Here is a 26395-nt window from a genome sequence, read left to right as displayed (position 1 = left end):
CATCATGAATGCCGCAAAAAAAAGATGGGTGCCGTATGCGTTTCTCTCGCCGTACCTGCTGTTTTATTTGGCCTTCGGCCTGTTCCCGATCGTGTTCTCGTTTTATGTCAGCCTGACGAGCTGGGACGGCATCGGCGACAAAACGTTTGTCGGCCTGGACAATTACAAATTTCTCTTTAACCCGGATTCGTACTTCTTCAAATCGGTCGGCAATACGCTGCTGTTTGTCGTCCTGACGCTGCCTGTGCAAATCGCGCTCGGCCTGGTCATCGCAACGCTGCTGTACAGCCGCTGGGTGAAATGGAGAGGCTTGTTTCAGCTGATCAATTTTTTGCCGTACATCGTGACGCCGGTTGCGGTCGGGTTGATGTTCAATCTGCTGTTCGACTGGCAGGCCGGCTTCGTGAACAAAGTGCTGCTGAAGCTGGGCCTCGTCGACGAAGGCATCTACTGGCTCGGCGAGCCGCTGTATGCGCGTATGGTCATCGTGCTGATGCTCATTTGGAAAGGCTTCGGCTATACGATGGTCTTTTACCTGGCGGGCCTGGCCAACGTTCCGAAGGATCTGCACGAGGCGGCGCAGGTGGACGGAGCGAGCGGGCTGCGCACCTTTTTCTCGATCACGCTCCCGCTTCTGAAGCCGGTGACGGTGTTTATCGTCATCACGGGCATCATCGGCGGCTTTCAGCTGCTGGAGGAGCCGATGCTGCTGCTGACCGGCTCGGGCATGGGCTCCAGCGTCGCGGTGATCGGCGGACCGGAACGCTGCTGCCTCACGACCGTGTGGAACATGTACGACACTGCGTACGGCAGCACGACCCGCTACGGGCTCGGCGCGGCGATCGCCTACGGGCTCTGCGTGATCATCGCCGTTTTCTCCTTTGTCGGCGCCCGATTTTACAGGGGGGATTCCGAATGAGCCCTGCGCTGAAAAAGACGCTCGCCACGCTGGCGATTGCGGTGCTGTCGATCTTTTCGCTGCTGCCCTTTTACATTATGACGATCATGGGCACGTACCAAAACGAGGATTTGTTTACGAAAATCGTGCTCGTTCCCGGGTCGTATCTGCTCGAAAATCTCAAGACGGTCGCGGCAAGCCGGTTCGATCTCGTCTACTTGAACAGCCTGATCGTGTCGCTTTCCAGCACGGTGCTGTCCGTGTTCGTGAGCGCGTGCGCCGGTTTCGCCTTTGCGAAGCATGAGTTCAAGCACAAAAACAAAATTTTCTCGTTCGTGCTGCTGACGATGATGATTCCGGGCCAGCTCGGGATCGTCGCTTACGTCATCGAGATGCGTTACCTGCAGCTGTCCGGCACGCTGCTTCCGCTCATTTTGCCCTGGGTGGCCAACGCGTTCGGGGTGTACTGGATGACGCAGTTTATCCGCTCGGCCGTGCCGACGGAAGTGCTGGAAAGCGCGAAGATCGACGGCTGCTCGGATATCGGGATTTTCTTCCGGATGGTGATTCCCTTCATCTATCCGGCCATCACGACGCTTTCGCTGCTGGTGTTTCTGTGGTCCTGGAACAATTACCTGCTGCCGCTCATTATCATCAACAAGCCGGAGCTGTATACGATCCCGCTCGGCATCACCTCGCTCGGCGACGCGTACCGGACGGATTTGGCCGCGCAGATTCTCGGCCTTACGCTGGGCACGCTGCCGGTGCTCGTGCTGTTCGCGTTCGGGTCCAAAAGCTTTATTCGCGGCTTGACGGCGGGGTCGGTCAAAGGTTAAGGCGCAGGCTTCGGCGGCGAGAGCGTCCGAAATTGGAAGCGTCCGCGCGGCGGGGTGCCGCATCTCGCCGCGCGGTTTGAGGAGCGATCATATGGCAAAATCGATTCGGCTCGAACGTTTGAGACTCGGCGTCTGTTATTATCCCGAGCATTGGCCGGAGCGCATGTGGGAAGACGACTTCCGCCGCATGCGCGAAATGAACCTGTCGGTGATCCGCGTGGGCGAATTCGCCTGGTCGATTTTCGAACCGGAGGAAGGCCGCTTTCAATTCGGCCTGTTCGACCGGGCGCTCGATCTGGCGTACAAGCACGGCTTGCAGGTCATCATGGGCACGCCGACCGCAACGCCGCCGGCGTGGCTGACGCACCGCTATCCCGAGACGCTGAACGTGTCGCAGCAGGGCGTCGTCTACCGGCACGGCGCGCGCCGGCACTACAACTACAGCAGCCCGAAGTACCGCGAGCTGTCGGCCCGGATCGTAAGGCGGTTGGCGGAGCGTTACGGCCGCCATCCCGCCGTCATCGGCTGGCAGATCGACAACGAGCTGAACTGCGAAATCGACGTCTTCTATTCCGAGGCCGACCACGCCGCGTTCCGCTCCTGGCTGAAGGCGAAATACGGGAGTCTGGAGGCGCTGAACCGGGCGTGGGGAACGGTGTTCTGGAACCAAACCTATACGGAATGGGAACAGGTTCATCTGACCCGTCCGACCGTTTCCGACAGTCCGAATCCGCACCAGGCGCTGGACGAGAAGCGGTTTATTTCCGACAATGCGATTTCGTTTGCGAAGCTGCAGGCGGATATCATCCGCGAGCTTGCGCCGGACCATTGGGTGACGACGAACGGGGTGTTCGGCCATCTGGACAGCCATGCGATGACCGACGCGCTGCTGGATTTTATGTCCTACGATTCCTACCCCCAGTTCGCCTCGATTTTTCCGGACGACGGCGATGAGCCGCTGCTGCTGGAGCGGGCGTGGAGCCTGAATTTGGCGGGCGTGCGCTCGATTTCTCCGAACTTCTGCGTGATGGAGCAGCAATCGGGGCCGGGCGGCTGGGTGAACCGGATCGAAATGCCCGCGCCGCGCCCGGGACAAATGCGGCTGTGGACGTACCAGTCGATCCTGCACGGCGCCGACATGCTGCTCTTCTTCCGGTGGCGGACGGCGACGGTCGGGACGGAAATCTATTGGCACGGCATCAACGACTGGCACAACCGGCCGAACCGCAGGGTGCGCGAAGCCGAACAAATCGGCCGGGAACTGGCTTCGATCGGCGGGGCGATCGCCGGCACGAAATACGCGGCGGAGGTCGCGATCATCCGCGATTACGACAACCTGTGGGACGGCGAGCTCGACAGATGGCACGGGCCGCTAAGCCGGATGAGCGTCCGCTCGTGGTTCAAGCGGCTGCAGTACCGGCACATTCCGGCCGATGTCGTTTATTTGCGCAAGAGCACGACGCTCGAGGATTTGAAGCCGTACAAAGTCCTCATCTATCCCCATCCGGCCATCCTGACGGACGAGACGGGGAGGCTGCTCGCCCGGTACGTCGAACAGGGAGGGCGAATCGTGTTCGGCGCGCGGACCGGGTACAAGAACGAGCACGGCCATTGCGCAATGCGGCCGCTGCCGGGGCCCGCGGCGGAGCTGTGCGGCGTCACGGTGGAGGATTTCACGCTCGTCGCGGGCACCGTGCAGGCGCCGTTGCTGCGCTGGAACGGAGAAGCGGAGCAGCCGTCCATGCGCGCGGAAGGGTTCAACGATATTTTGCAGGTGAACGATCCGGCGGTGAAGGTGGAGGCTTATTACGCCTCCGACTATTACGCGGGCAAGCCTGCGCTGACCGTGCGGAAAGCCGGCAAGGGCGAAGCGTGGTACTTCGGCGCGGCGTTCAGCGAGCAGGCGGCGGACAGGATGATCGACCGTCTGGGCATTCGGTCGCCCGCGGCGGATTGGGCGGAGCTGCCCGCGGGAGTCGAGTTCGGCATCCGCTCGTCGGGCGATACGGATTATGCGTTTCTGCTCAACTACGGCGCGGAAGCGGTCAAGGTGAACGTGCTTCGGCCGGCCGGCGATCTGCTCGAAGGAGGAAGCGTTCAAGGGGAACTGCTTGTTCCGCCGTACGGGGTGAAGATTTTGGCCCGGCGGAAAATATAGGGCGCAACGGCCGGTCGGCGTTCGGGTTTCGACCGGCTCCCCGGTTTCGGGGCGATCCGGGATAAGGCGATGTTGGATTTTGGGAGTTTGCACGTTTCGGTAGGAGATGAATGTTGGGTTTGCGAGTTTTGGGCGATCCGAGATAAAGCCATGTTGGATTTTATGCAGGATATTTGCTTTTTCCATCGCTTGCGGTACCCTATGTTGGAAATGATCCAATGGAATTTCCTCGTCGGATGGCTTATCCCGCTTAAGCGGATCAAAGGATTGGAAATATCCAACATAGGTGTGCTTCAGGCGCCTAAACGCTCGATTCTATTGGATCATTTCCAATGTAGACGCCTATGCCGCTCCAGCATTTCGCCTATATCGCCTCAAGCATAGGAGCCGATGCCGTTTCCCCGGGGCATCCAGATGCCCATAGCATACTTACGGTCCATAGCCCCCATGGCCCTCAGCAAATCCCCGACCCACCGCGTTTAATCTAAACGGGCCTGTCCTGACGAGGTTGTCCCCAAAGTCCGTTTTGGATTTCGAAGCCCCGCTTTGGGTGCAAAAAAATGAACCTCCGACCTGCGCTTTTACAGTGGCTTGGGAGGTTCATTCGTTCTTATGCGGGGGCTAGCTTTTTGGGTATCGCCTTGATGAGCCAGTCCCTTCGTCGGTTACGCTCGCTTATGGGCCGCCCCGTTAGCATACGTACAGCATTATTCCCCGATCCGTCTGCCGATCCACGATTCGTACACGCGCGCGAGCGCGGCGAGGTCCTCATCCCCGTAGCCGGCCGCCTGGCCCGTTTGGAACAGGCTTTTGGCCGCTTCCAGCATCGGCGTCGGCACGCCGAGCCCGTCGGTCAGCGCCGACGACAGCTTCAAATCCTTCAGCATCAGGGCGAGCGAAAACTGGACGCTGAAGTCGTGACCGATTATTTTCCGGCCTTTGAGCTCGGCCTGCTTGCTCGCCGCGCCGCCGCCCTGCACCACCTTCAGGAACGATTCGGCGTCGATGCCCGCTTTGGCGGCGATCGCCATCCCTTCGATCAGGCCGGCGGCGTTGATGCCGACGATCGTATTATGCGCCAGCTTGGCCGCCGCGCCGCTGCCGTTCTCGCCCATGTGCAGCACCTCGCGTCCCATGGCGAGCAGCAGCTCGCGCTGCGCCTCGACCGTTTCCTTGTCGCCCCCGACCATAAACAGCAGCGTGCCGTCGATGGCGGCCGGCTTGCTGCCCGTTACCGGCGCGTCGAGAAACCGGACCGACTTCTCCGCAAGCTCGGATGCGATCCGCCTTGCCAGGCTCGGCGAAATCGTGCTGCTGTCGATGACGGTCGAGCCCGGACGGATGCCGGCCGCGATGCCGTTTTGTCCGAAATAGATCTCTTCGACCGCCTGGTCGTTGCTGACCATCGTGACGACGACGTCGGAGGCTTGCGCAAGTTCCAGCGGCGTCTTTGCAACGAGCGCCCCAAGCGCCGCAAGCTCGTCCGCTTTCCCGGGAGTGCGGTTGTAGACGGTAACCTCGTAGCCTTTGCGCAGCAGGTTCGCCGCCATAGGCTTGCCCATAATCCCCAAACCGATAAAACCGATTTTGCTCATGCACGAAACCTCCATTTCTCTCGTTATCATCTTTGTATCACATTTGGATGAGGATGGGAACTTATACATGAAGAGTTGATGAAACTCGTTCGTACAAGCTTGTGCCGCGGCAGGTTTTTGAGTATTCTAAAGCTACGCGCAAGAGAGCATGCCGATAGTGAGTGAAGGGAGATACGTGAAAAAATGAGCGCTACGATTCGTTTGGACTATTCCAAAGCGCTGCAGTTCGTCGGCCAAAACGAAATCGACAACCTCGCCCCTGCCGTCCGCCTGGCGCATGAGCAGCTACATAACGGCACCGGCGCCGGTTCCGATTTCCTTGGGTGGATCAACCTGCCGTTCGATTACGACAAGGAGGAATTCGCCCGCATTCAAGCGGCCGCGAAGAAAATCCAGTCGGATTCGGACGCGCTGGTCGTCATCGGCATCGGCGGGTCCTATCTGGGCGCGCGCGCCGCGATCGAAATGCTGTCGCATTCGTTCTACAACACGCTCAGCAAAGAGCAGCGCAAGACGCCGCAAATTTTCTTTGCCGGCAACAACATCAGCTCGACCTACGTCGCCCACCTGCTCCAGGTGCTCGAAGGCAAGGATTGGTCGATCAATGTCATCTCCAAATCCGGCACGACGACGGAGCCGGCGATTGCCTTCCGCATTTTCCGCGATGCGCTGGAGAAGAAATACGGCAAGGAAGAGGCGCGGAAACGCATTTACGCCACGACCGACAAGGCGCGCGGCGCCCTGAAGAAGCTGGCGACCGAGGAAGGCTACGAATCGTTCGTCATTCCGGACGACGTGGGCGGACGCTACTCCGTGCTGACGGCTGTCGGACTGCTGCCCATCGCGACCGCCGGCATCGACATCGAAGAGATCATGCAGGGCGCGCAGGAAGCGGCCAAGCTTTACAATAACCCGAATGTGCATGAAAACCCGGCCTACCAATACGCGGCGATCCGCAACGCGCTTTACCGCAAAGGCAAGACGGTCGAGATTCTCGTCAACTACGAGCCGGGCCTGCATTTCGTCTCCGAATGGTGGAAGCAGCTGTACGGGGAAAGCGAAGGCAAAGACTTCAAAGGCATTTACCCGGCATCGGTCGACTTCTCCACGGACTTGCACTCGATGGGGCAGTTCATCCAGGAAGGCAACCGGATCATCTTCGAAACGGTGCTGCAAGTGGGCGAAGTGCCGGAGCAAATTACGATCGAAAGCGATCCGGCCGATCTGGACGGCCTGAACTTCCTGGCGGGCAAAACGCTCGATTTCGTCAACAAGAAAGCGTTCGAAGGCACGCTGCTGGCGCACACGGACGGCCAAGTGCCGAACCTGGTCGTTCATCTTCCGGACATGACCCCGCGCACGTTCGGCAAGCTCGTGTATTTCTTCGAAATCGCGTGCGGCGTGAGCGGCTACCTGCTCGGCGTCAATCCGTTCGACCAGCCGGGCGTCGAAGCTTACAAGAAAAACATGTTCGCGCTGCTCGGCAAGCCGGGCTACGAAGCCGAGAAGAAGGCGCTGGAAGCGCGGCTGTAAAACCGTATCGGTTGATCGTACAACGCAACCGGATTTGTCCGGGCGCTGTCGTTAAGTTCCGTTCGCACCCGTTTTGGGGCGGGCGGAACTTTTTTTTGGCGGAGTCCGATCATGTTATACCTAAAAAAGCGAAAAAAGACCTATTTTGGTTTTTCTATAATTATTTATATTATCCATATACCGTTATTAAACGGAGTGTCCAAAAACGATTAGCATGAGGCATTTTGGCTAAACGCGCTGTCCTTTCTGTTCTCCGCTCTGTTGACCCTAAACATTCAAGTCCCCGTCTCGGAAAAGCGCGCCGTCCAAACGAAAATCAAGCGTCAAATGAGCGAAACGTACGCGATCGTTCGATCCTCTTCATTCGTTAAGGTGATGATCATTCTTTCCGCACTATGGCCTATTGGAGGCGGGGCGGTTAACGTATTGTTAAGCGTCTATTCCTTTGACATTTTTCATGCCGGCAATCAAGGAGTCGGGATTTTATACGCCTCACTGGGATTGGGCTTCATTTTGGGAGGAGGATTGACCCCGTACCTGTCCCGCTGGATATTGCCTGCCGCAGCCGTCGGGTTTGTCGTCGAGGGGATTGCCCATCTGCTTGTAAGCCAGTCGCCCAATTTGACTTTTGCTTCTCTTTTTCTCCTCATAGCCACCGTAGGCGCAAGCGTGGGAAATGCGAGCACCAATACGTTGGTGATGCATACCATCGACCGTAACCTTCATGGACGCATGTTCGGTCTATTTTCGACTTTGCGAAACTCCATCTTAGGCGCCACCATGTTCCTCTCCGGATTGTTGTTGGAAGTGATGTCTCCGCGTTTTTTAGGTTTGATAGCCGGCCTGTTGATCGCTGTTATTGCCGCGGTATTCGGCTTTTTTCTGGTGAAAAGCAAACCCGTAACCCAGCACCGTTCAAGCGCATCGCATCTTCTTTGAAAAAACGGCGGATTTAGGCCGAAACGCCCCGTATTCACGGGATCAGCCCGTACGGCATACGTGCGCTGAAGATGCGCAGCGCTCAGCTCCCGCGACCCGAAGCAGGCGGCGCGGTCGAAGCCCGCAAGACCAGCTCGGGCTCGAGCACGACCGTTTCGGCGCTTCCCGCGTCGTCCTCCCGTCCGCCCGGCCCCGCCTCGATCATGTCGAGCAGCTTGCGGGCGAGCGTCGCGGCCATGGTCGAAATATCGACGCCGACCGCCGTGACCGGCACTTCCAGATTGTCCATCTGCGGGATGTGGTCGAAGGCGACAAGCGACACCTCTTCGGGGATGCGAATATGCAGCTCGGCGGCGGCGCGCAAAATTCCCCTCGTCAGATCGTAGCTTCCTCCGAACAGCGCGGTCGGACGATCCGGAGACTGCAGCAGCGCTTTGGCCGCGAGATAGCCGTCGTGAAACTCCATTCCGGATGTCGTCACGACCGTTTGCTCCGAAGCGGCCTCGCCGATCAGGCTGCGCAGCTCTTCGAGAAAGGCGGACGCCTTTTCCTCCTGGAGCGGGTCGCGGACATTCGGCCTCCCGATATACGCCATGCTGCGGTGGCCCAGTTCGAACAAATGGCGGACGCCAAGCCGCACCGCTTTTTTGCGGTTGATGTCCAGCGTGGGAAAAACCGACCGCACTGCGTTTCCGTAGCAAAGCACCGGGATGCCCCTCGCTACGGCGGAATTGATCTGCGGTTCGGCCCGCTCCGAAAACAGCAGGATCGCGTCGACCTGGAACCGGCGGAACGTCTCGATCGCCGAATCGGCCCGGTTGATGGACAACAGCGTGGCGTACCCGCTTTTCTCCAATTCCGCATTGATCAGCGTGATGAGAGAGGACAGCGTCGTGCGCTCGACGGAAGGCCAGACGACGCCGATGACGCCGCTGCGCTTGGAGACGAGCCGCCGGGCCGCGATATTCGGCTGGTAGCCCATGTCCTTGGCGATCGCGAGAATTTTCGCCTTGGTCTTCTCATGCACGAGCGGGCTGTTCCGGAGCGCTTTGGACACGGTGGAAAAACTTACGCCGGCGCGCTCGGCGATGTCTTTGATCGTAACGGACAAAGGCCGCCACCTCCGCAAACGAATTGAACGACATAAACGAAACGGGAACCGATCCGTCGGGAAGATTTGCCCAAACGGAGCCGGCTATCTCCAAACGGGCTGCCGGCCGCTGCGGTTAACAACGTTGTTATTATCCTTATCTTATACGATCGTATCATGAAAAGGAAGTCGATTTTCATTTTGCGTATCCTATGGACACGGGAGAGGGTTTCGGCTATGATGGCAATAACAACGTTGTTATTTAGTGCTTTTCACCATGCGGCAATTGGGGGATGGACATGAATTTATTTGATCTTCGAGGTACGGTATCGGTCGTGATCGGCGGCAACGGCGTGCTTGGCGGCGCCATGTCGGAAGCGCTTGCGGCAGCCGGTTCGAAAGTCGCCGTCGTCGGACGGGATATGGACAAAGCCGAAGCGGTCCGCAACCGGATCGCCGAAGCCGGCGGGGAAGCGGTCTGCATCCGCGCCGACGCGACGCGCGAGGAAGACCTGCGCGAGACGCTTCGCCGCGTGTTGGAGTGGGGCGGCCGCGTCGATACGGTCGTTCACTGTGCGGGAATGAACAGCTCGACCCCGTTTTTCGAACTGAAGATGGAAGAATGGGACCGGATTATGGACGTCAACCTGAAAAGCGCGGTCCTGACCGCGCAAATATTCGGCAAACGGCTGATCGATCAGGGCGAGGGAGGCTCCATCATCAACATTTCATCGGTGTCGTCCGACCCGCCTCTGTCCAAGGTGTTTACGTATTCCGCTTCCAAGGCGGGCATCAACAGCATCACGAAATTTCTCGCGCGCGAGTTCGCTCCGCACAACGTTCGGGTGAATGCGATTATTCCGGGCTTTTTTCCGGCCGAGCAAAACCGTAAAATCCTGTCTCCCGAACGGGTGCAGTCGATTATGAACCATACGCCGATGGGCCGGTTCGGCAAACCGGAGGAGCTGCAAGGCGCGGTCATTTATCTCGCTTCCGCCAAAGCGTCCTCGTTCGTAACGGGAACGACGCTGCGGGTGGACGGCGGATTTGGAGCGATGACGATATGAGCGATATTTTGACCAAATTGCTGGAAGGCATCCCGATTCCGCGCATGGTGCGCATCCGCCAGAAATTTCCCGACGACAAGCTCGCGGACCCGATCGGCGAATTGGCGGAGAAGCTGCGCGCCGCGCCGTGCGCCGCCGTCAAGCCGGGACAGAAGGTGGCGGTGGCCGTCGGAAGCCGGGGCATCAACCGGATTGACGAGCTGACGAAAGCGGTCATCGACGATTTGAAGCGGCAGGGCGCCGAGCCGTTTATCGTGCCGTGCATGGGCAGCCACGGGGGCGCGACGGCCGAAGGGCAGAAGGAAGTGCTTGCGCATCTCGGCATCGACGAGCAGCGGATGGGCGTTCCCGTTCGCTCCTCGATGGAGGTCGTGCTGCTCGACCGGCTGCCGAACGGACTGCCGGTATACTGCGATGCCATCGCCGCCAAGGAGGCGGACGTCATCGTCGTCATCAACCGGATCAAGCCGCATACGGCATTCCGGGGCAAAGTCGAGAGCGGGCTGCTCAAGATGATCTCGATCGGGCTCGGCAAGCAAAAGGGCGCGGAAGCGTGCCATCAGCTCGGGTTCAAATATATGGCGGAAAACGTGCCCGCGATGGCCCAGGTGATGATCGAAAAGCTGCCGATCCGCTACGGCGTCGCCGTTGTGGAGAACGCGTACGACCAAATCTGCCGGGTCGAAGTCATCGCCGCGGAGGAGATGCTGGAAAAGGAGCCTCCGCTGCTGGAGGAAGCGAAATCCCGGCTTCCGAAAATTCTGTTTCCCCAGATCGACGTGCTGGTGATCGATTATATCGGCAAAAACATCAGCGGCGACGGGGCCGACCCGAACATTACCGGCCGCTATCCGACGCCTTACGCCTATGGCGGGCCCGAGGTGAACAAGATGGTCGTGCTCGATTTGACGCCGGAATCGAAAGGCAATGCGAACGGCGTCGGCACCGCGGACTTTACGACGCAGCGGCTCGTGGACAAAACCGACTGGCCGGGCACGTACGCGAACGGCCTGACCTCGACGGTGTGCGCCCCGACGAAGCAGGCGACGACGCTGCCCAATGACCGGGAGGCGATCAAGGCCGCGGTCAAAACGTGCAACATTCTCGACTACACCCAGTGCAAACTCGTTCGGATCCGCGATACGCTGCACCTCGGCGAAATCGAGATATCGGAAGCGCTGCTGCCCGAGGCGCTGAAGCATCCGCAGATCGAAGTGCTGGAAGGACCGTACGAGTGGAGCTTTGACGAGGAAGGATATTTGCCGAAATGAACGATCGGACATCATGCGTATTAGCCGTCGATATCGGTACGACAAGCACAAAGACGCTGGCCATCGATCCCGAAGGAAGGGTGCTGGCCGGCCGCTCGGCGGAATATCCGCTGCATACGCCGAAGCCCGGATACGCGGAGCAGGACCCGGAGGAAATCTTCGCGGCGGTGCTGCGGACGGTCCGCGGGGTGGTCGACGACGCGGAGCTGAAGCCGGAGCAGGTGCTGTGCGTTTCGTTCAGCTCCGCGATGCACAGCCTCATCGCGATCGATGAGGACGGGCGTCCGCTTACGCCCAGCATCACGTTCGCGGATCAGCGGAGCGCGGAGCAGGCGGAACGGCTGAATGCGGACGGCACGGGGCTGGACGTGTACCTGCGGACCGGAACGCCCGTGCATCCGATGTCTCCGCTCGTCAAGCTGATCTGGATGCGGGAGCGGGAGCCGGAGCTGCTCGCGAAGGCGAAGAAATGGCTGGGCATCAAGGAATATGTGCTGTACCGCCTTTTCGGCCGCTGCGTCGTCGATTATTCGATCGCAAGCGCCACGGGCTTGTTCAACCTGCGGGAGCTGAACTGGGACGAGGGAGCGCTGAAGCTGGCCGGCATCGGCGCCGACCGGCTGCCCGAGCCCGTGCCGACGACGTATAAGCTGACCGGCTTGAAAACGGACTTCGCGGAACGGATGGGGCTGTCGCCCGACACGCCGTTTGTAACCGGCGCATCGGACGGCGTGCTCGCCAACCTCGGCATCGGCGCCGCCGCGCCGGGGCTGTTCGGCGTCACGATCGGCACGAGCAGCGCCGTTCGCGCCATGGTGGACGCGCCGTCGCTTGATCCGAAGGGACGCCTCTTCTGCTACGCCTTGACGGAGAACCGCTGGATCGTCGGCGGCGCGTCCAACAACGGCGGCATCGTAGCGCAGTGGGCGGCCGAGCGCCTGTATCCCGGAAAGCCGATGGAAGCGGTCATTCCGCTGACCGAATCGGTGCCGCCCGGCGCGAACGGCCTGCTGATGATGCCGTTGCTGTCCGGAGAGCGGGCGCCGTTCTGGGACGCGAACGCCAGGGGCATGTGGTTCGGGCTGAAGCTGGCTCACAGGGAGCAGCACATGCTCAAGGCCGGGCTGGAAGGGGTATTGTTCCAAGTCCGCGCCATTCAGTCGCTGCTCGAGGAGCGCGCCGGAAAGCCGACCCGTCTGCTCGCGTCGGGGGGCTTTGCCCGGTCGGCGTCCTGGTGCCAGATGGCGGCCGATCTGCTCGGGACGCCCGTTGCGGTGCCCGAGATCATCGAAAGCTCGGGGCTTGGCGCGGCTCAGCTCGGCTATTATGCGCTGGAGGACGCCAAAGGTCCGCTGCTTCGGTGGGAGAGCGCCAAGGCGCAAGTCTTCGAACCGAATCCGGAGCGGGCCGCGGTTTACAACGAGCTTTTCCCGATTTATCTCGGATTGTATGACAAGCTCAAAGACAGCATGAAGGACCTTTCCGGCTTTGAACGGCGGCAAGCGATCCGTGGCTGATGGAGAAGGGAGCGGTGTCCGGTGTCGCAAGCGGTGGAAAAATACGAAAAGCTTAAGGCCATTCTGACCGAAATGGAATCGGTGGTGGTGGCGTTCTCCGGCGGGGTGGACAGCACCTTTTTGCTCAAAGCGGCGATCGATACGCTTGGCCGCGAGCGGGTGCTGGCGGTCACGGCGGATTCGGAAACGTATCCGTCCGAGGAACTCGCGGAAGCGCGCCGGCTTGCCAAGCTGCTCGACGCTCCGCACGAAGTGATCGAAACGTCGGAACTCGACATTCCCGGGTACAAGGAGAACAACGGGAACCGCTGCTATTTCTGCAAAAAAAGCCTGTTCGAGCATCTGGAGCCGTATGTGCGCGGGGGACGCTACCGATTTATCGCTTACGGGCTGATCGCCGACGACATGAACGAGCACCGTCCCGGCATCCGGGCGGCTCGCGAGTACGGCGCGCGCGGACCGTTGCAGGAAGCGGGGCTTTATAAGGAGGAAATCCGCGAACTGTCCCGGCAAATGGGCTTGCCGACCTGGGATAAGCCGTCGTTTGCCTGCCTGTCCTCCCGGATTGCCTACGGGGAAACGATTACGCTCGAGAAGCTGACCCGCGTCGGCCGGGCGGAGCGTTACATCCGGTCGCTGGGCATCCGGCAGGTGCGGGTACGATCGCACGGCGACGTCGCGCGCATCGAGGTCGAGCCCAAGGATATGGCGCTTCTTGTCGAGCGCGGAGCCGACATCGCCCGAGAGCTCCGGGAGATCGGCTATACGCATGTGGCGATGGATTTGGAGGGCTATGCCAGCGGCAGCATGAACCGGGCATTGGAGCGTGCGAAAGCGTGAACGGCGGATTCGAAGACATGGAGTTCTGCAAGCTGGATGTGGCAAGAGAGCAGCGAACCGGGCATCCCGAGGTCGTGTTTGGACCGGGCAAAACGGCGGAGCAGGCCGCCGCGATCTTCAAGCGGCTTGTGCAGAAGCACGGCCGCGCGCTGCTGACGCGCGCGTCGGCGGAGATGGCGGAAGCGGTTCTTGCGGCCGTGCCCGAAGCGAAGCATGATCCGCGTTCGGGGCTCATCGTGTACGGCGCGGCGGACCGGCGGCTGCCCGGGAAGGTGGCCGTGCTGACCGGAGGCACCGCGGACATTCCCGTCGCGGAGGAAGCGGCGGGCACGGCCGAGTGGATGGGCTGCGAGGTGGACCGCATCTACGATGTCGGCGTTGCGGGCATCGACCGGCTGCTCGCGCATCGCGACCGCGTCCGGGCCGCGAACGTCGTCATCGTCGTGGCCGGGATGGAAGGCGCGCTCGCCAGCGTAGTCGGCGGCATGGTGCGCCGGCCCGTCATCGCCGTGCCGACTTCGGTCGGCTACGGGGCGCATTTTCAGGGGCTGACGCCGCTGCTGTCGATGCTGACTTCCTGCGCGGCGGGGGTGTCGGTCGTCAACATCGACAACGGCTTCGGCGCGGGCTACAACGCGGCGATGATTCAACAACTGGCGGCGGAGGCGGCAACATGACCGAAGCGAAGAAAATACGCAAAACCTTGTATCTGGACTGCTTCTCCGGCATCGCCGGGGACATGACGCTGGCGGCGCTCGTCGATTTGGGCGCCGATCCGGCCTATATCGAGTCGGAGCTGCGGCGGCTGCCGCTCGACCCGTTCCGGATGGCGTTCGTGCCGACCGTCCGCCGGGGAATTTCCGCCAAACTGCTCAAGCTGACGTTCCCGGAACGCGATACCCCCCAAGGGCACGCGGAAGGGCACGTCCATCGGCGCGAGTCCGAACAAGGCCGGCACGAGCGCGGTCATGCGCATCCGAGCCACGATCATCTTCATGTGCACGATCACGCGCATACGCATGAACACCCTCACGCGCATGAACACCCTCACGCGCATGAACACCCTCACGCGCATGACCACGCTCGCGCGCACCAGCACGATCACGAGCACGGCCATGGGCACGCACATACGCATGGCCACCCGCATTCGCACGGCCACGAGCATGATCATCACCACGAGCATCGCAAAGCGGCGGATATTCTCGCCATGATCGAGGCCTCCGACCTGCCGGCCCGCGTGAAGGAGCGCAGCGCGAAGGTGTTCGAACGGATTGCCGAGGCGGAGGGGAAAATCCACGGCATCGCGCCGTCGGAGGTCCATTTCCATGAAGTCGGAGCGATGGACTCGATTATCGACATCATCGGCGTTTGCCTGGCGCTCGAGAATCTGGGCGTCGACGACATCGTCGTCTCCCCGATTCCGACCGGCATGGGCAAGGTGCGGATCGCGCACGGGCTGTACCCGGTTCCGGCTCCGGCTACGGCCGAGCTTCTGCGCGGCATTCCGCTGGCGTCGATGCCGGCCAACGCCGAGCTGACGACGCCGACCGGCGCGGGCATCGCGAAGGCGCTCGCTTCCGGCTTCGGACCGATTCCCGAAGGGACGATCGACCGCATCGGCTATGGAGCCGGGAACAAGGACTTCGAATTCCCGAATGTGCTCCGGGCGATTCTGCTCCATCGCGAGCTTCCGTCCGCGCCGGGAGAGCGGGTCGTCGTGCTGGAAGCGCAAATCGACGATTCGAGCGGCGAAACGATGGGCTATGCGATGGAGCGCCTGCTTGCATCCGGCGCGCTCGACGTATATTACACGCCGGTATATATGAAGAAAAACCGTCCGGGCGTGCTTGCGACCGTCGTTTGCCTGCCTGAGGACGCGGCGGCCTGCGAAGCGACGCTGCTTGCCGAGACATCCACCTTCGGCGTCCGCAGAAGCGAACGAACGCGCCGCATGCTGGACCGCAAATGGCAGACGGTCGAGACGCCCTACGGCCGGGTCCGCGTCAAGCTGGGCTACGAGAACGGAGAGCTGGTCCAGGCTTCGCCGGAATTCGAAGATGCCGCCCAAGCCGCAAGGCTTCACGGCGTGCCGCTTCAAACCGTCTACCGGGAGGCTTTGAGGCGAATCGGCGAGTCTTTTAACCGGGATTAAATATTAAGGATGACGGGCGCAAGGCGGCCGAGAGATCGATAGGGGAAATCCTTCGATCGGCCGCTTTTGCCGCATCAATATAACAACGTTGTTATCATGAAAGGAGCGTAAAGAAAAATGAAAGCGCAATCCATCATCGAACGGCTGGCCGCAGGCCAGGTACACGTTTATCCCCGTTCCAGGCACGAATCCGAAGGAACCCGCGTGCAGATGATCAAGGCGGAGGGACGCAAATATCTCGTCGCGGAGGGAAGCGGCAAGCTGTACGACGAGCTGCGCGGCGAAGAGGCGGACGGCGTCAAGCTGTGCGAGCTTTCGCACGAGAACCGGCTTGTGCTCAACCGCCATTTTCCGTTTACCGTACCGCAGGCTTTCGGCAAGCAGAGCGCGACCATCGGGCTCGGGGATCGCCTCGGCATCGCAGGTCCCGGCCATGTGCAAACGGTGAGAGGACGCGCCATCCATCCCATTTTGGCTCAGCAAAGCATACGCGAACTTGCGCTTACCGGACGCGACTACAAGCAGGTGATCGACGCGGCGGCCTATGCCGTTTTCCAGGAAGGGTATACCGAAGGCTATGGGGCGGACGGCGACCATCTGAAAAAGGAAGAAGACATCCGCATGGCCCTCGATCTCGGGTTTACGATGCTGACGCTGGACTGCTCCGAGCAGATCGACAACGAAGCCGCCCAGGCCGGCGAATCGGAAGTGAAGCGGAAATACGAAGAGTTGCCGGAATCCGTGCGCAGCCACTATGAAGCGAAATATTTGGACAAAACGTTCCAGGTCGGTCCGCACGCCATTCATTTCGACGCCGCAACGCTGATGCGGGATGTGCTCGTCTATCGCGAAGCGATTCAGTTCATGATTTATATTTACGAAAAATATATTCAAACCGCAGGCCGCGCCGTCGACTTCGAAATTTCGATCGACGAGACGCTGACGCCGACCGCGCCGGGCTCGCATTTTCTGGTCGCTTCGGAGCTCATCGGCAAAAACGTCGATATCTTCAGCATGGCCCCGCGGTTTATCGGCGAATTCCAGAAGGGGATCGACTATATCGGCGATATCGCCCAATTCGAGCGCGAACTGGCCGTTCACGCCGCGATTGCGGATCGTTTCGGCTATAAGCTGAGCATCCATTCGGGCAGCGACAAATTCAGCGTGTTCGCGCTTGTCGGCCGCTATACGAACGGGCGGTTCCACGTCAAGACGGCGGGCACGAACTGGCTGGAGGCGGTGCGGATCGTCGCCAAGACGAATCCGGGCCTGTACCGCCGCATGCATCAGTATGCGCTCGAGCATTTTGAAGAGGCGACCGCTTATTACCATGTCACGACCAATCTGAACAACATCCGCCCGCTTGCCGACGTGTCCGACGAGGAGCTGCCTTCGTACATGAACGAGAACGACGCGCGCCAGCTTCTCCATATCACCTACGGCCTGTTGCTGCAGGCGAAAAAGGACGACGGTTCGAGCCTGTTCCGCGACGAGTTTTTCCGGACGCTCAGCGAGCGCGAGGAAGATTACGAGGCCGCGCTGCGAAGCCATATCGGCAAGCATCTGGACCTGCTCGGCGTGAAATAATCAGAAAAAGGAGCCCGAAGCGCCGTTCCGACGGCCGCGGGTTCCTTTTTTAACGGTTCGCCCGACGCCCCCGGCATCGCTCCGTCAACGGGAAGCCGTCCGCTCCGCCAACGCTGGCGGAAGCTTCTTGCCCGGCGCTATGTCGCCGTCCTGCCCCGAGTCTCCCGGAATTGTCCGGGGGTGACGCCTTCCTGCTTGCGGAACGAGCGGATAAAATTTTGCGAATTGTTGTAGCGCAGCCGCGCCGCGATGTCCTTGATCGGCATCTCGGTTTCGGCGAGCCATTTTTTGGCCATCTGAAACCGGTAGGCGGTCAGGTATTCGCTGAACGAACGCCCCGTCTCCTTGCGGAAAACGCTGCTCAGGTAATTGGGATTGTAGTGCAGCTTGGCGGCGCATTCCTCCAGCGTCAGGTCGGTATCGTAGTACCGGTGGACCAGGTCGATGATTTTCTCGGAAATATTGGCGTATTGCGCGTCCTGCCGGTCGCGGAAGATGCGGAGCACCGGGTGAACGACGGAGGTCCAGAACCAGTCCTCGATTTCCGTCGGCGTGTTCAACTCCAGCAGGTCTTCGAAAAGCGAGCCTCGCTCCGGGTGGATCAGGTTGACGGAAATGCCCGATTCCTGCATGACGACAAGCAGGTTGTTCAGCAGCCGCGTGAGCGGAATTTGGCACTCGCGGGGCGAGGTTTCGGCCGCGAACACCTGCGCGAGAAATTGATGCAGCAGCTCTTTCGCCTTGTCCTTGTCCGCCAGCTTCATCGCTTCGATCAGCTCGTTTTCGCTCTGATACGGGTAGTGCAGATGAAGGACATGCTTGCCCGCGTTCAGGTGCTCGTATTGAACGATGATGCCGCCGCCCAGCTTGAGCCGCTGGCGAAGCGCTTCCAATCCTTCACGGTAGGCGTCGGACAGACCTGCGAGCCGGCGAAACGGCAGGCTGATGCCGATGCTGACGGTCAGCTTCAGCACATCGTGGATTTTCCGCTGGAGCTCTTCCGTGAGCGCGTACGTATCGGCTTTGAAATCGTTCGTCGGACCGGGCGCGCCGCCGACCGTCAGCACAACGGTATGCTCGATGGTAACCGGCGCCAGACGCCGCTCGGCCGGGATGATTTCTTCGGTCATGTTTTGAACGGCGAACAGCAGAAGCTCCAAGTCGCGTTTCTCGTAACCGGTCTGCTCCAGCGAGTCGATCTGCAGCGTCAGCACCGCCTTCAGTTCCCAGCTCCGGATGCGTTCGCCGTAGCCGAACCGCTCCAGCTGCTCGCCGAGCTCGCTAAGCTTGACGCCGCCCTGATAGGCCTTCATCAAATAAAAACCGGACACCTGATTCAGATGCCGGTGAACTTCCTGTTCGAGCCGGGACTTGGACTGAAACAAGTTCCGCACCTGTTCGCCGATAACCTGGAATTCGTCGCTGCGCCCTTTTTTTCCGGCTGTCATGCCGGTGTCGAGCTGCCGCAGCAGCTGCTGAACGGGCGTATACATCCGCCGGGAACCGGTCCAGGCAATCGCCAGCATCAGGAGCAGCATAAACAGGCAGACAAACAGCGTGTACATGCCGATTTTGTCCGATTCCTTGGTCAAGCTGCGGATCGACGTGAACGACAGGTAGGTCCAGTTGTTGTAGGGCGAACGGAAGTAAGTGACCGTATACGCCTGCTGTTCCATTTTCGTCCGGAACTGCCCGCTGTCGCCGGTCAATTTGTCCGTTTGCTTCAGCCCTGCCGCTTCCAGCGTCTGCCCGATCATTCCGGGGTCCGGGTGCAGCAGCAGCCGTCCGTCGTCTCCGACGACCATCAGCCGGTCGTCCTGCTCCCCGTCGCTTTGCAGGAAGTCCTGAAGGCTGCAGGCCGGAATATTGGCGAGGGCGAGGCCGCTTTTCTCCAGGCCGCTGACCGGCAGCTTTTTGAGCAGGCTGATGCTGTATCGGCAAGGCGGGCTGCCGGCGTTTTCTTCGCTGTAGAACCAGTCCGAAGGGTTCAGCATCCAGGCGCTGTCGCCGGGAGCGTCGATCAGTTTCGCCAATGCGTCGTGATGAGCGTATTCGTCGAACCGGTAAAGCCCCGAATTTTTGACCATCCAGTTATGATTGCGGTTGATCAGAATCACATCTTCCAGCCGCGTATCGAACGATTGCATATGACGAAGTTCGTTTCTCAGGTTGTCATATAAAATGAAATCGGTTTCAGAAAGCGGGTTGCTCATGGCCCGTTTCAGAACGGTCGAGTTCAGCACCTGATTCAGCGTGTGGTTGACAGTGACCAGGATTTGCTCTACATTGGCATTAATTTGAACCAATAACTGCATTTTCCCTTTGTTGACGTGGCTTTGGATCTCTCCGGACGATGTCGCGTAAGAGAAGATGCCGATGAACAGCACCGGAAGCGTGCTCAGCAGAAAACCGAAAACGGTCAGCCTGGTCAAAAAGCTGTAGGAGCGCATCAGCAGCCACACCTTGCCTCGGATAGATGATAATCTGATTGTACGCCAAGCGATTCCCCTTGAACAATAATCATCTCGTAAGCTCATAATCATTACGTCACATGACGGCCTTACACAACGAATCGGGAGAGGATTTCGGATGATCAAATTTCGGCACCTGGCGGTGATGCCGCTGATCGGCTTGCTGCTTGTCTCCTGCAGCCTTGCGACGACGACCGGCGCCGGTTCGGCGCCGGAGGACCGGACGGCGCTGACGGTGATGGCGCCGCTGCATTTTCCGCAAAAGCCGTCCGAGACCCTGATCAAGGCGATCGAAGAAGGCACCGGAACGGAGCTGGATATCGAGTGGGTGCCGGACGGCATCTATACCGACAAGATGAACACCGCGCTGACGACGGGAACCCTGAAGAAGGCGACGTTTGTCAAATATACGGACTACATGTTTATGAAGAGCGCGATCCGTTCGGGCGCGTTCTGGGAAATCGGTCCTTATCTGGACGGGTATCCGAATCTGAGGCGGCTGAATGCGAACATTTTGAAGCAGACGGCGCTGGACGGCAAAATCTACGGCCTGTACACCGAACGCCCGTCTTCCAGACAAGGGGTGATCCTCCGCGAAGATTGGCTGGAAAACCTCGGCCTGAAGGAACCGCGCACGATCGACGAGCTGTACGAAGTGATGCGCAGGTTCGCGAAGGACGATCCGGACGGCAACGGGATCGACGATACGTACGGCCTTACCGACCGCAACGATCTCGTGTTCGGCGCTTTCAAGACGCTCGGCTCCTACTTCGGCACGCCCAACAACTGGGGCGTCGAGGGGCACCGGCTTGTTCCGGAGTTCGAGACGCAGGCGTACATCGACACGATGAATTTTATGAAACGGTTGTACGACGAGAAAATCGTGAATCCCGATTTCGCCGTGACCAGCAAGGAGGTACAGCGCGATATGCTCATCCGCGGCAAAGCGGGCGTCTACATCGGCAGCATGACCGACGTGCAGCGGCTGTCGGACGAAGCGGCGGCGATCGATCCGTCGGCGCGGTTTACGGTCGTCAACCGGATCGAGGGCCCGTACGGATACCGCATATGGTCCATTCCCAATTATAACGGGCTGTACCTGTTCTCCAAGAAAGCGATCAAAACCGAGGAGGAATTAAAGCGGATTTTGGGCTTTTTCGACCGGACGATGGATGCGGATATCGCCAACCTGATGAAATACGGCCTGGAAGGCCGCCATTATATTCGCAAAGGGCAGCAGGTGGTGCTGCCGAAGGAAAGCACGCGGCTTAGGGTCATGGAAGTGAACGCGCTGTATACGCTGATGATCGCCGATTTGAGCAATCCGAACCTGATGAAGATCGCGGAGCAGGAGCCGCTGACGGAAAAGGCGGAACGGCTCAGCGCCGACAACGAGAAATTCATCGTGAAGGACCCGACGGTCAATCTCGAATCCGTCACCTACGACGAGCGGAATGCCGAGCTGAACAAAATCATCTCCGACGCTACCTACCATTATATATTGGGCAAACTCGACGTGGCGGGCTTTAAGCGCGAGATCGAGCGCTGGAAGCAGAGCGGCGGCAACCGGATCATCGAGGAATTTACGCAAGCCTATTTCGGACCGGCGTCATAAAGTCAAAATAATGGCAAAAAAGGTAGAAATAACATTACGCGGCCTTCTCCCGGATGTGTTACGGTCAAAATGGGAAGGCTGCCCTTCCACTTTTTTAGGAAAGGAAGTGAAAGCGCTTACTGATGGCGGGCTCGCTTTTTTGCGGCGTTGTTCGGAGAAAGTCGCGGAACCTGTTTGTCCCATAACGAGAGGAGGTTCATGACGAATGAAACGCTTGACAAGGAACGTGCTTTTGCTTGTCCTGGCCGTTGTTTTGACCGCAGGTGCGGGAGCCGTCCCCGCCGGCGCCTCGGCGGTCACGATCGACAACGGCATTCAGTTCAAGGACACGAGCGGCAACCCCGTGCAGGCCCACGGCGGCGGCATCATCAAGGTCGGCGGCTATTACTACTGGTTCGGGGAAAATAGGGACGGCGTCAACTACGTGTCCGTCTATCGCTCGGCCGACTTGAAAAACTGGGAATTCCGCGCGCACGTGCTGAGCAAATCGTCGGCTCCGGAGCTGGCGACCGCCAATATCGAACGGCCCAAAGTGCTTTACAATGCCGCGACCGGCAAATACGTCATGTGGATGCACAAGGAAAACGGCTCCGACTATTCCGAGGCGAGAGTCGCCGTCGCCTCGGCCAGCAACGTGGAGGGGCCGTACACGTATCACGGCAGCTTCCGTCCGCTGGGCTACGATTCGCGGGACATGACGGTTTACAACGACGGCGGAACGGCTTATCTGGTCTCGGCCACCAGGGTCAATGCGGATCTCAACATTTACCGGCTGACCTCCGATTTTCTCGGCGTCGACTCGCTCGTCCAGACGCTGTGGACCGGCCAGTACCGCGAAGCGCCGGCGCTGTTCAAGCGCGGCGGCACCTACTTCCTGATCACGTCCGGCGCTACCGGCTGGACGCCCAACCAGGCCAAATACGCCGTCGCAACGAGCATCGAGGGCGCGTGGAGCGGCCTGAGCAATCTGGGGAACGCCAATACGTTCAACTCTCAATCCACATTTGTGCTCCCGATCGAGGGCTCCTCTACGACCTCTTATCTGTACATGGGCGACCGGTGGGCCGGAGCGTGGGGCGGGGCGGTGAACACGTCCGAATACGTCTGGCTGCCGCTGTCGTTTCCGACCGCCACGTCCCTATCGATGAACTGGGCGGACCGGCTTACCGTCGATACCGCAACCGGAACGCTGACCGGCATCGAAAGCCCTCCCGTCAATTCGTCTTCCTGGTACAAGATCATCAACCGCAACAGTTCGAAGCTGCTCGGCGTCGCCGGCGGCTCGACGGACGACGGCGCCCAGATCGAGCAGTGGACCGACGGGTCCTGGACAAGCCAGCATTGGCAGTTTATCGACGCGGGCGGCCGTTATTACAAAATCAAAAACCGCAACAGCGGCAAATTGATGGACATCTCCGGCGGTTCCACGGCCGACGGGGCGAACAACATCCAGTATGCCGACAACGGCGGATACAACCAGCAGTTCCGCATTCTAAGCGCCGGAGGCGGCTACTTCAAGATCATGAACGTCAAGAGCCGGAAGGTGCTGGATATCGTCGACGCTTCAACCGACAACGGCGCCGATTCGATCCAGCGGACGGATACCGGCGCGACGAGCCAACAGTATTCGTTCGTGACCGCCAACTAAGCGCAGGCGGCTGTCCGGGGGAACATCCCGGGCGGTCGTTTTTTTCTGCGCGGCCGCGGCCAACAACTCACCCTCGTTCAAACAAGCTGGCCCGTGGGGCCGCTCGGAGCGATGTAGGGTACTAGGCGGACTACATGGCGGCGGAGCATCGCGGCTGTAGGCGATGTAGGGTACTGGGCGGACTACATGGCGGTGGAGCACCGAGGCTGTGAGCGATGTAGGGTACTGGGCGGACTACATGGCGGTGGAGGATTGCGACTGTAGGCGATGTAGGGTACTGGGCGGATTACATCCCGCGTTTGGCGGAGTCGGCCGACGGGGCGGCTTGCCGCAAGGTGTCATCCAAACCGGGAATAATCCTTTTCTCACAACCGACCAGTCAAAGGCGCAATCTGAGCCTCGGATTGTATACGAAATCGCTTTCAGCGGTGTAGTGTTCAAATTGCAAGCGCTGTAAGCGTCAGAAATTCAATATCCAAATTGGAGGTCAGAGAGGAAAATGAAAAGGAAGTCTTTCCCCACGGCACTAAGCGCCTTGACCGCCCTTGCCTTGCTGCTGTCGGCTTGTTCCGGCGGCGGCAACAACGCTTCGTCGCAGGAGCCGAACGCTTCGCCGCAACCGGGCAGTCCCGGCGCCAGCGCGGAAGCGCCCAAGGACGAGAAGCCGACGGAAATTACGATCATGCTGCCGCTGAACATCGCGGAGACGCCGCCCGACCGCATCAAGAACGAAGTCGAAAAGCTGACCAATACGAAGCTGACGTACCAGTTTTTCCCCGCGGACACCTACGAAGAAAAGCTGAACTCGGCCTTTGCGACCGGATCGCTGCCGCAGGTTACCTATTTGAAGAACGCCACGACTTTCCTGCAGATGAGGGAGGCGATCAAGGACGGACAGTTTTGGGAGATCGGGCCTTATCTCAGCGAGTTTCCGAACCTGAGCAAGCTGAAGCCGGAAATCTTGGACAACACGAAGGTGGAAGGCAAGCTGTATTCGCTCTACGTCGGCCGTCCGCTCGCACGGCAAGGCATCATCTACCGCAAGGACTGGGCGGACAAGTTGAACCTTCAGCCGCCGAAAAACACGGATGAGCTATTTGAAATGGCGAAAGCGTTTACGGAGAAAGACCCGGACGGAAACCATCAAAAGGACACCATCGGCATCGTCGACCGCAACGAGCTGGTATACGGCGCGTTCAAAACCGTCTCGTCCTGGTTCGGGACGCCGAACAATTGGGGCGAAAAAGACGGCCGGCTTCAGCCGGAGTTTATGTTCCCGCAATATATCGATACGATGGATTTCTTCAAAAAGCTGCGCGACAACGGCTACATCAACCAGGACTTCGCGGCGACAAGCAAAACCGACGCGGTCAAGCTGTTTACGAGCGGCAAGGCGGGCATCTACATCGGCGGTTCGATGCAGGATATCGACTCGCTGAACAAGGATTTGATCAAGAACGTGCCGGACGCCGTTCTCGACGCGCACAGCATGGTTGCCGGACCCGACGGCCAGTACCGCCAATGGATGATTCCGGGCTACAACAACGTGGTCCTGTTCCCGAAATCGGCCATCAAGGACGAAGCCGAGCTGAAGAAGATTCTGGCCTTCTTCGACAAGATGATGACGCCGGAAGTCGCCAATCTCATGTTCTGGGGCATCGAAGGCGTTCACTATACGGTGGTCGACGGTAAAGCGAAAGTCGCGGACGACAAGGAACTGGTGGAACGCGAGGTCAAAGGCTACAAAGACAGCGTCATCGGCGAAGCCGAAACGAACGGCATGTACAACAGCCTGAACGAGCTGCCCGGCCGGATTCACGCCGAGGAGCTGATCATCGAGAACGAGAAGGTCGGCGTCAAGGACCCGACGGCCGCGCTCGATTCGCCGACCTACGCGGAGAAAGGCGTCGAGCTTCAGCAAATCGTGACGGACGCGACCTACCAATATATTTACGGGCAAATCGATAAAGCCGGCTTCGAGAAAGCGATCGAGAGGTGGAAAAAAGAAGGCGGCGATAAGATCATCGAAGAATTCAACGCGGCGTATAAGCAGCAGCAGGGCTCCTGATCGACGCAAACGCCCCGCGAAGCATCTCCTTGCTTCGGGCACGCCGAAACGCCGCCCGCAAGGAGATGCTTTTCCTTAACGCCGGTTGCGAAGCTTCGCAGCGGTTCGCGTTAACCTGAACGACACGGAAGGATGTGGAGCTATGGAGGAAACGGCTGCGGTCCGTCCGCAAGAGGTTTCCGTGCACTCGACGAGCGAGCTGCGGAAGCGCTTGTGGAGGAACCGATGGATATACGTCATGCTTCTTCCCGGCATTTTGTATTTTCTCATTTTCAAATATATTCCGATGTTCGGGCTTGTCATCTCCTTTCAGGACTACAAGCCGTTCAAGGGCATCACCGGAAGCGAATGGGTGGGGTTCGCGCATTTCGAGCGCCTTTTTACCCATCCGGATTTCTGGAAAATCCTTTCGAATACGCTGATACTGTTCGGCCTGAACCTGCTGTTCTATTTTCCCGTGCCGATCGTGCTCGCGCTCATGCTGAACGAGGTCAGAAGCGCCTTCTTCAAGCGGCTGTTCCAGACGCTCGTTTACCTTCCCCACTTCATGTCGTGGGTGATCATCGTCTCGATCAGCTATGTCATGCTGACGATGGACGGCGGCATCATCAACGAGCTGCTGGTCAAATTGGGCTTTTCCAAAATCAATTTCCTGCTCTCCCCCGAATGGTTCAGACCCACTTATATCCTTCAGGTGATCTGGCGCGAAGCGGGATGGGGAACGATCATTTATCTGGCGGCCATCGCCTCGATCGATCCCGGATTGTACGAAGCGGCGCGGATGGACGGGGCCGGACGCTTGCGGCAAATCTGGCACATCACGCTGCCCGCGATCCGAAGCGTCATTATCGTCCTCCTGATTCTGAAAATTGGCGATGTGCTGGAGCTTGGCTTCGAGCATGTGTACCTGCTGCTCAATTCTATGAACCGCAACGTCGCTGAAATTATCGATACGTACGTCTACACGACCGGGCTTCGCCAAATGCAATTCAGCTACAGCGCCGCCGTCGGCTTCTTCAAATCGGCGGTCGGGCTGGTGCTTGTCATGCTCGCCAACAGGCTGGCCAAAAAATTCGGCGAGGAAGGCATCTATTAAAGCCAAAGGGAGGG

General features: G+C 59.4%; 18 protein-coding genes and 1 pseudogene. 16 read left to right on the top strand and 3 right to left on the bottom strand.

The window, feature by feature from the left end:
• Positions 1-4: 4 nt before the first annotated feature.
• The 3 genes from F560_RS0111145 (at position 5) to F560_RS0111135 (ending at position 3892) form a co-directional block, all read left to right on the top strand.
• Complete coding sequence (locus F560_RS0111145) at positions 5-919, top strand: carbohydrate ABC transporter permease (protein WP_020621279.1); 915 nt, start codon at positions 5-7, stop codon at positions 917-919.
• The gene (locus F560_RS0111140) at positions 916-1734 is read left to right on the top strand and encodes a carbohydrate ABC transporter permease (protein WP_019005817.1); all 819 of its coding nucleotides are present in this window, start codon (positions 916-918) and stop codon (positions 1732-1734) included. The genes F560_RS0111145 and F560_RS0111140 overlap by 4 nt, the downstream gene beginning before the upstream one ends.
• Before the next feature lie 91 nt (positions 1735-1825).
• A complete protein-coding gene (locus tag F560_RS0111135; protein WP_019005816.1) occupies positions 1826-3892 on the top strand; it encodes a beta-galactosidase in 2067 nt (688 codons plus the stop codon).
• A 707-nt stretch (positions 3893-4599) separates the two neighbouring features.
• On the opposite strand, the gene F560_RS0111130 is transcribed toward F560_RS0111135, so the two are convergent.
• Positions 4600-5487 carry an NAD(P)-dependent oxidoreductase gene (locus F560_RS0111130; protein ID WP_019005815.1) on the bottom strand — a complete coding sequence of 296 codons (888 nt, stop codon included), beginning with the start codon at positions 5485-5487 and terminating at the stop codon, positions 4600-4602.
• A 183-nt stretch (positions 5488-5670) separates the two neighbouring features.
• On the opposite strand from F560_RS0111130, the gene F560_RS0111125 reads away from it, so the two are divergent.
• Both F560_RS0111125 and F560_RS24185 read left to right on the top strand, forming a co-directional pair.
• Entirely contained in the window at positions 5671-7020 is a 1350-nt protein-coding gene (locus tag F560_RS0111125; protein WP_019005814.1) for a glucose-6-phosphate isomerase, read from the top strand.
• A 231-nt stretch (positions 7021-7251) separates the two neighbouring features.
• A pseudogene (locus F560_RS24185) lies at positions 7252-7959 on the top strand (MFS transporter); the annotation flags it as partial.
• Positions 7960-8041: 82 nt separating this feature from the next.
• Here the strand turns inward: F560_RS24185 and F560_RS0111115 are convergent.
• Positions 8042-9070, bottom strand: a complete 1029-nt coding sequence (locus F560_RS0111115; protein ID WP_019005812.1) for a LacI family DNA-binding transcriptional regulator — start codon at positions 9068-9070, stop codon at positions 8042-8044.
• Positions 9071-9348: 278 nt separating this feature from the next.
• Here F560_RS0111115 and F560_RS0111110 point away from each other — a divergent pair, with 278 nt between their 5' ends.
• The 7 genes from F560_RS0111110 to F560_RS0111080 all read left to right on the top strand — a co-directional run bounded on the left by F560_RS0111110 (position 9349) and on the right by F560_RS0111080 (position 17483).
• Entirely contained in the window at positions 9349-10116 is a 768-nt protein-coding gene (locus tag F560_RS0111110; protein WP_019005811.1) for an SDR family oxidoreductase, read from the top strand.
• Positions 10113-11387: a nickel pincer cofactor-dependent isomerase, group 22 gene (locus tag F560_RS0111105; protein ID WP_019005810.1), complete on the top strand. Its 1275-nt coding sequence runs from the start codon at positions 10113-10115 to the stop codon at positions 11385-11387. Before F560_RS0111110 ends, F560_RS0111105 begins: the two co-directional genes overlap by 4 nt.
• Positions 11384-12904: a gluconokinase gene (locus F560_RS0111100; protein WP_019005809.1), complete on the top strand. Its 1521-nt coding sequence runs from the start codon at positions 11384-11386 to the stop codon at positions 12902-12904. Before F560_RS0111105 ends, F560_RS0111100 begins: the two co-directional genes overlap by 4 nt.
• Positions 12905-12976: 72 nt before the next feature.
• Positions 12977-13744: an ATP-dependent sacrificial sulfur transferase LarE gene (gene larE, locus F560_RS0111095; protein ID WP_051088322.1), complete on the top strand. Its 768-nt coding sequence runs from the start codon at positions 12977-12979 to the stop codon at positions 13742-13744.
• A complete protein-coding gene (gene larB / locus F560_RS0111090; RefSeq protein WP_019005807.1) occupies positions 13741-14421 on the top strand; it encodes a nickel pincer cofactor biosynthesis protein LarB in 681 nt (226 codons plus the stop codon). The genes larE and larB overlap by 4 nt, the downstream gene beginning before the upstream one ends.
• Positions 14418-15896, top strand: a complete 1479-nt coding sequence (larC, locus tag F560_RS0111085; protein WP_019005806.1) for a nickel pincer cofactor biosynthesis protein LarC — start codon at positions 14418-14420, stop codon at positions 15894-15896. Before larB ends, larC begins: the two co-directional genes overlap by 4 nt.
• 117 nt (positions 15897-16013) lie before the next feature.
• A complete protein-coding gene (locus F560_RS0111080) occupies positions 16014-17483 on the top strand; it encodes a tagaturonate epimerase family protein (protein ID WP_019005805.1) in 1470 nt (489 codons plus the stop codon).
• 137 nt (positions 17484-17620) lie between these two features.
• On the opposite strand, the gene F560_RS0111075 is transcribed toward F560_RS0111080, so the two are convergent.
• A complete protein-coding gene (locus F560_RS0111075; protein ID WP_019005804.1) occupies positions 17621-19933 on the bottom strand; it encodes a helix-turn-helix domain-containing protein in 2313 nt (770 codons plus the stop codon).
• 139 nt (positions 19934-20072) lie between these two features.
• Here F560_RS0111075 and F560_RS0111070 point away from each other — a divergent pair, with 139 nt between their 5' ends.
• The 4 genes from F560_RS0111070 to F560_RS0111055 all read left to right on the top strand — a co-directional run bounded on the left by F560_RS0111070 (position 20073) and on the right by F560_RS0111055 (position 26381).
• Entirely contained in the window at positions 20073-21569 is a 1497-nt protein-coding gene (locus F560_RS0111070; protein WP_019005803.1) for an extracellular solute-binding protein, read from the top strand.
• A gap of 205 nt (positions 21570-21774) precedes the next feature.
• Positions 21775-23217: an RICIN domain-containing protein gene (locus F560_RS0111065; protein ID WP_019005802.1), complete on the top strand. Its 1443-nt coding sequence runs from the start codon at positions 21775-21777 to the stop codon at positions 23215-23217.
• Positions 23218-23716: 499 nt separating this feature from the next.
• A complete protein-coding gene (locus F560_RS0111060; protein WP_026298225.1) occupies positions 23717-25285 on the top strand; it encodes an extracellular solute-binding protein in 1569 nt (522 codons plus the stop codon).
• 142 nt (positions 25286-25427) lie between these two features.
• A complete protein-coding gene (locus tag F560_RS0111055; protein WP_019005800.1) occupies positions 25428-26381 on the top strand; it encodes an ABC transporter permease in 954 nt (317 codons plus the stop codon).
• Positions 26382-26395: the final 14 nt, after the last annotated feature.

The sequence above is a fragment of the Cohnella laeviribosi DSM 21336 genome (assembly GCF_000378425.1).
Lineage (GTDB): Bacteria > Bacillota > Bacilli > Paenibacillales > Paenibacillaceae > Cohnella > Cohnella laeviribosi.
This window is presented reverse-complemented; position numbering and strand designations above follow the sequence as displayed.

Excerpts from the sequence above, each read along its gene's own strand:
- F560_RS0111145 (WP_020621279.1), top strand. The coding sequence starts at position 5 with ATGAATGCCGCAAAAAAAAGATGGGTGCCGTATGCGTTTCTCTCGCCG.
- F560_RS0111140 (WP_019005817.1), top strand. The coding sequence starts at position 916 with ATGAGCCCTGCGCTGAAAAAGACGCTCGCCACGCTGGCGATTGCGGTG.
- F560_RS0111135 (WP_019005816.1), top strand. The coding sequence starts at position 1,826 with ATGGCAAAATCGATTCGGCTCGAACGTTTGAGACTCGGCGTCTGTTAT.
- F560_RS0111130 (WP_019005815.1), bottom strand. The coding sequence starts at position 5,487 with ATGAGCAAAATCGGTTTTATCGGTTTGGGGATTATGGGCAAGCCTATG.
- F560_RS0111125 (WP_019005814.1), top strand. The coding sequence starts at position 5,671 with ATGAGCGCTACGATTCGTTTGGACTATTCCAAAGCGCTGCAGTTCGTC.
- F560_RS0111110 (WP_019005811.1), top strand. The coding sequence starts at position 9,349 with ATGAATTTATTTGATCTTCGAGGTACGGTATCGGTCGTGATCGGCGGC.
- F560_RS0111105 (WP_019005810.1), top strand. The coding sequence starts at position 10,113 with ATGAGCGATATTTTGACCAAATTGCTGGAAGGCATCCCGATTCCGCGC.
- F560_RS0111100 (WP_019005809.1), top strand. The coding sequence starts at position 11,384 with ATGAACGATCGGACATCATGCGTATTAGCCGTCGATATCGGTACGACA.
- larE (WP_051088322.1), top strand. The coding sequence starts at position 12,977 with ATGGAATCGGTGGTGGTGGCGTTCTCCGGCGGGGTGGACAGCACCTTT.
- larC (WP_019005806.1), top strand. The coding sequence starts at position 14,418 with ATGACCGAAGCGAAGAAAATACGCAAAACCTTGTATCTGGACTGCTTC.
- F560_RS0111080 (WP_019005805.1), top strand. The coding sequence starts at position 16,014 with ATGAAAGCGCAATCCATCATCGAACGGCTGGCCGCAGGCCAGGTACAC.
- F560_RS0111075 (WP_019005804.1), bottom strand. The coding sequence starts at position 19,933 with ATGCGCTCCTACAGCTTTTTGACCAGGCTGACCGTTTTCGGTTTTCTG.
- F560_RS0111070 (WP_019005803.1), top strand. The coding sequence starts at position 20,073 with ATGATCAAATTTCGGCACCTGGCGGTGATGCCGCTGATCGGCTTGCTG.
- F560_RS0111065 (WP_019005802.1), top strand. The coding sequence starts at position 21,775 with ATGAAACGCTTGACAAGGAACGTGCTTTTGCTTGTCCTGGCCGTTGTT.
- F560_RS0111060 (WP_026298225.1), top strand. The coding sequence starts at position 23,717 with ATGAAAAGGAAGTCTTTCCCCACGGCACTAAGCGCCTTGACCGCCCTT.
- F560_RS0111055 (WP_019005800.1), top strand. The coding sequence starts at position 25,428 with ATGGAGGAAACGGCTGCGGTCCGTCCGCAAGAGGTTTCCGTGCACTCG.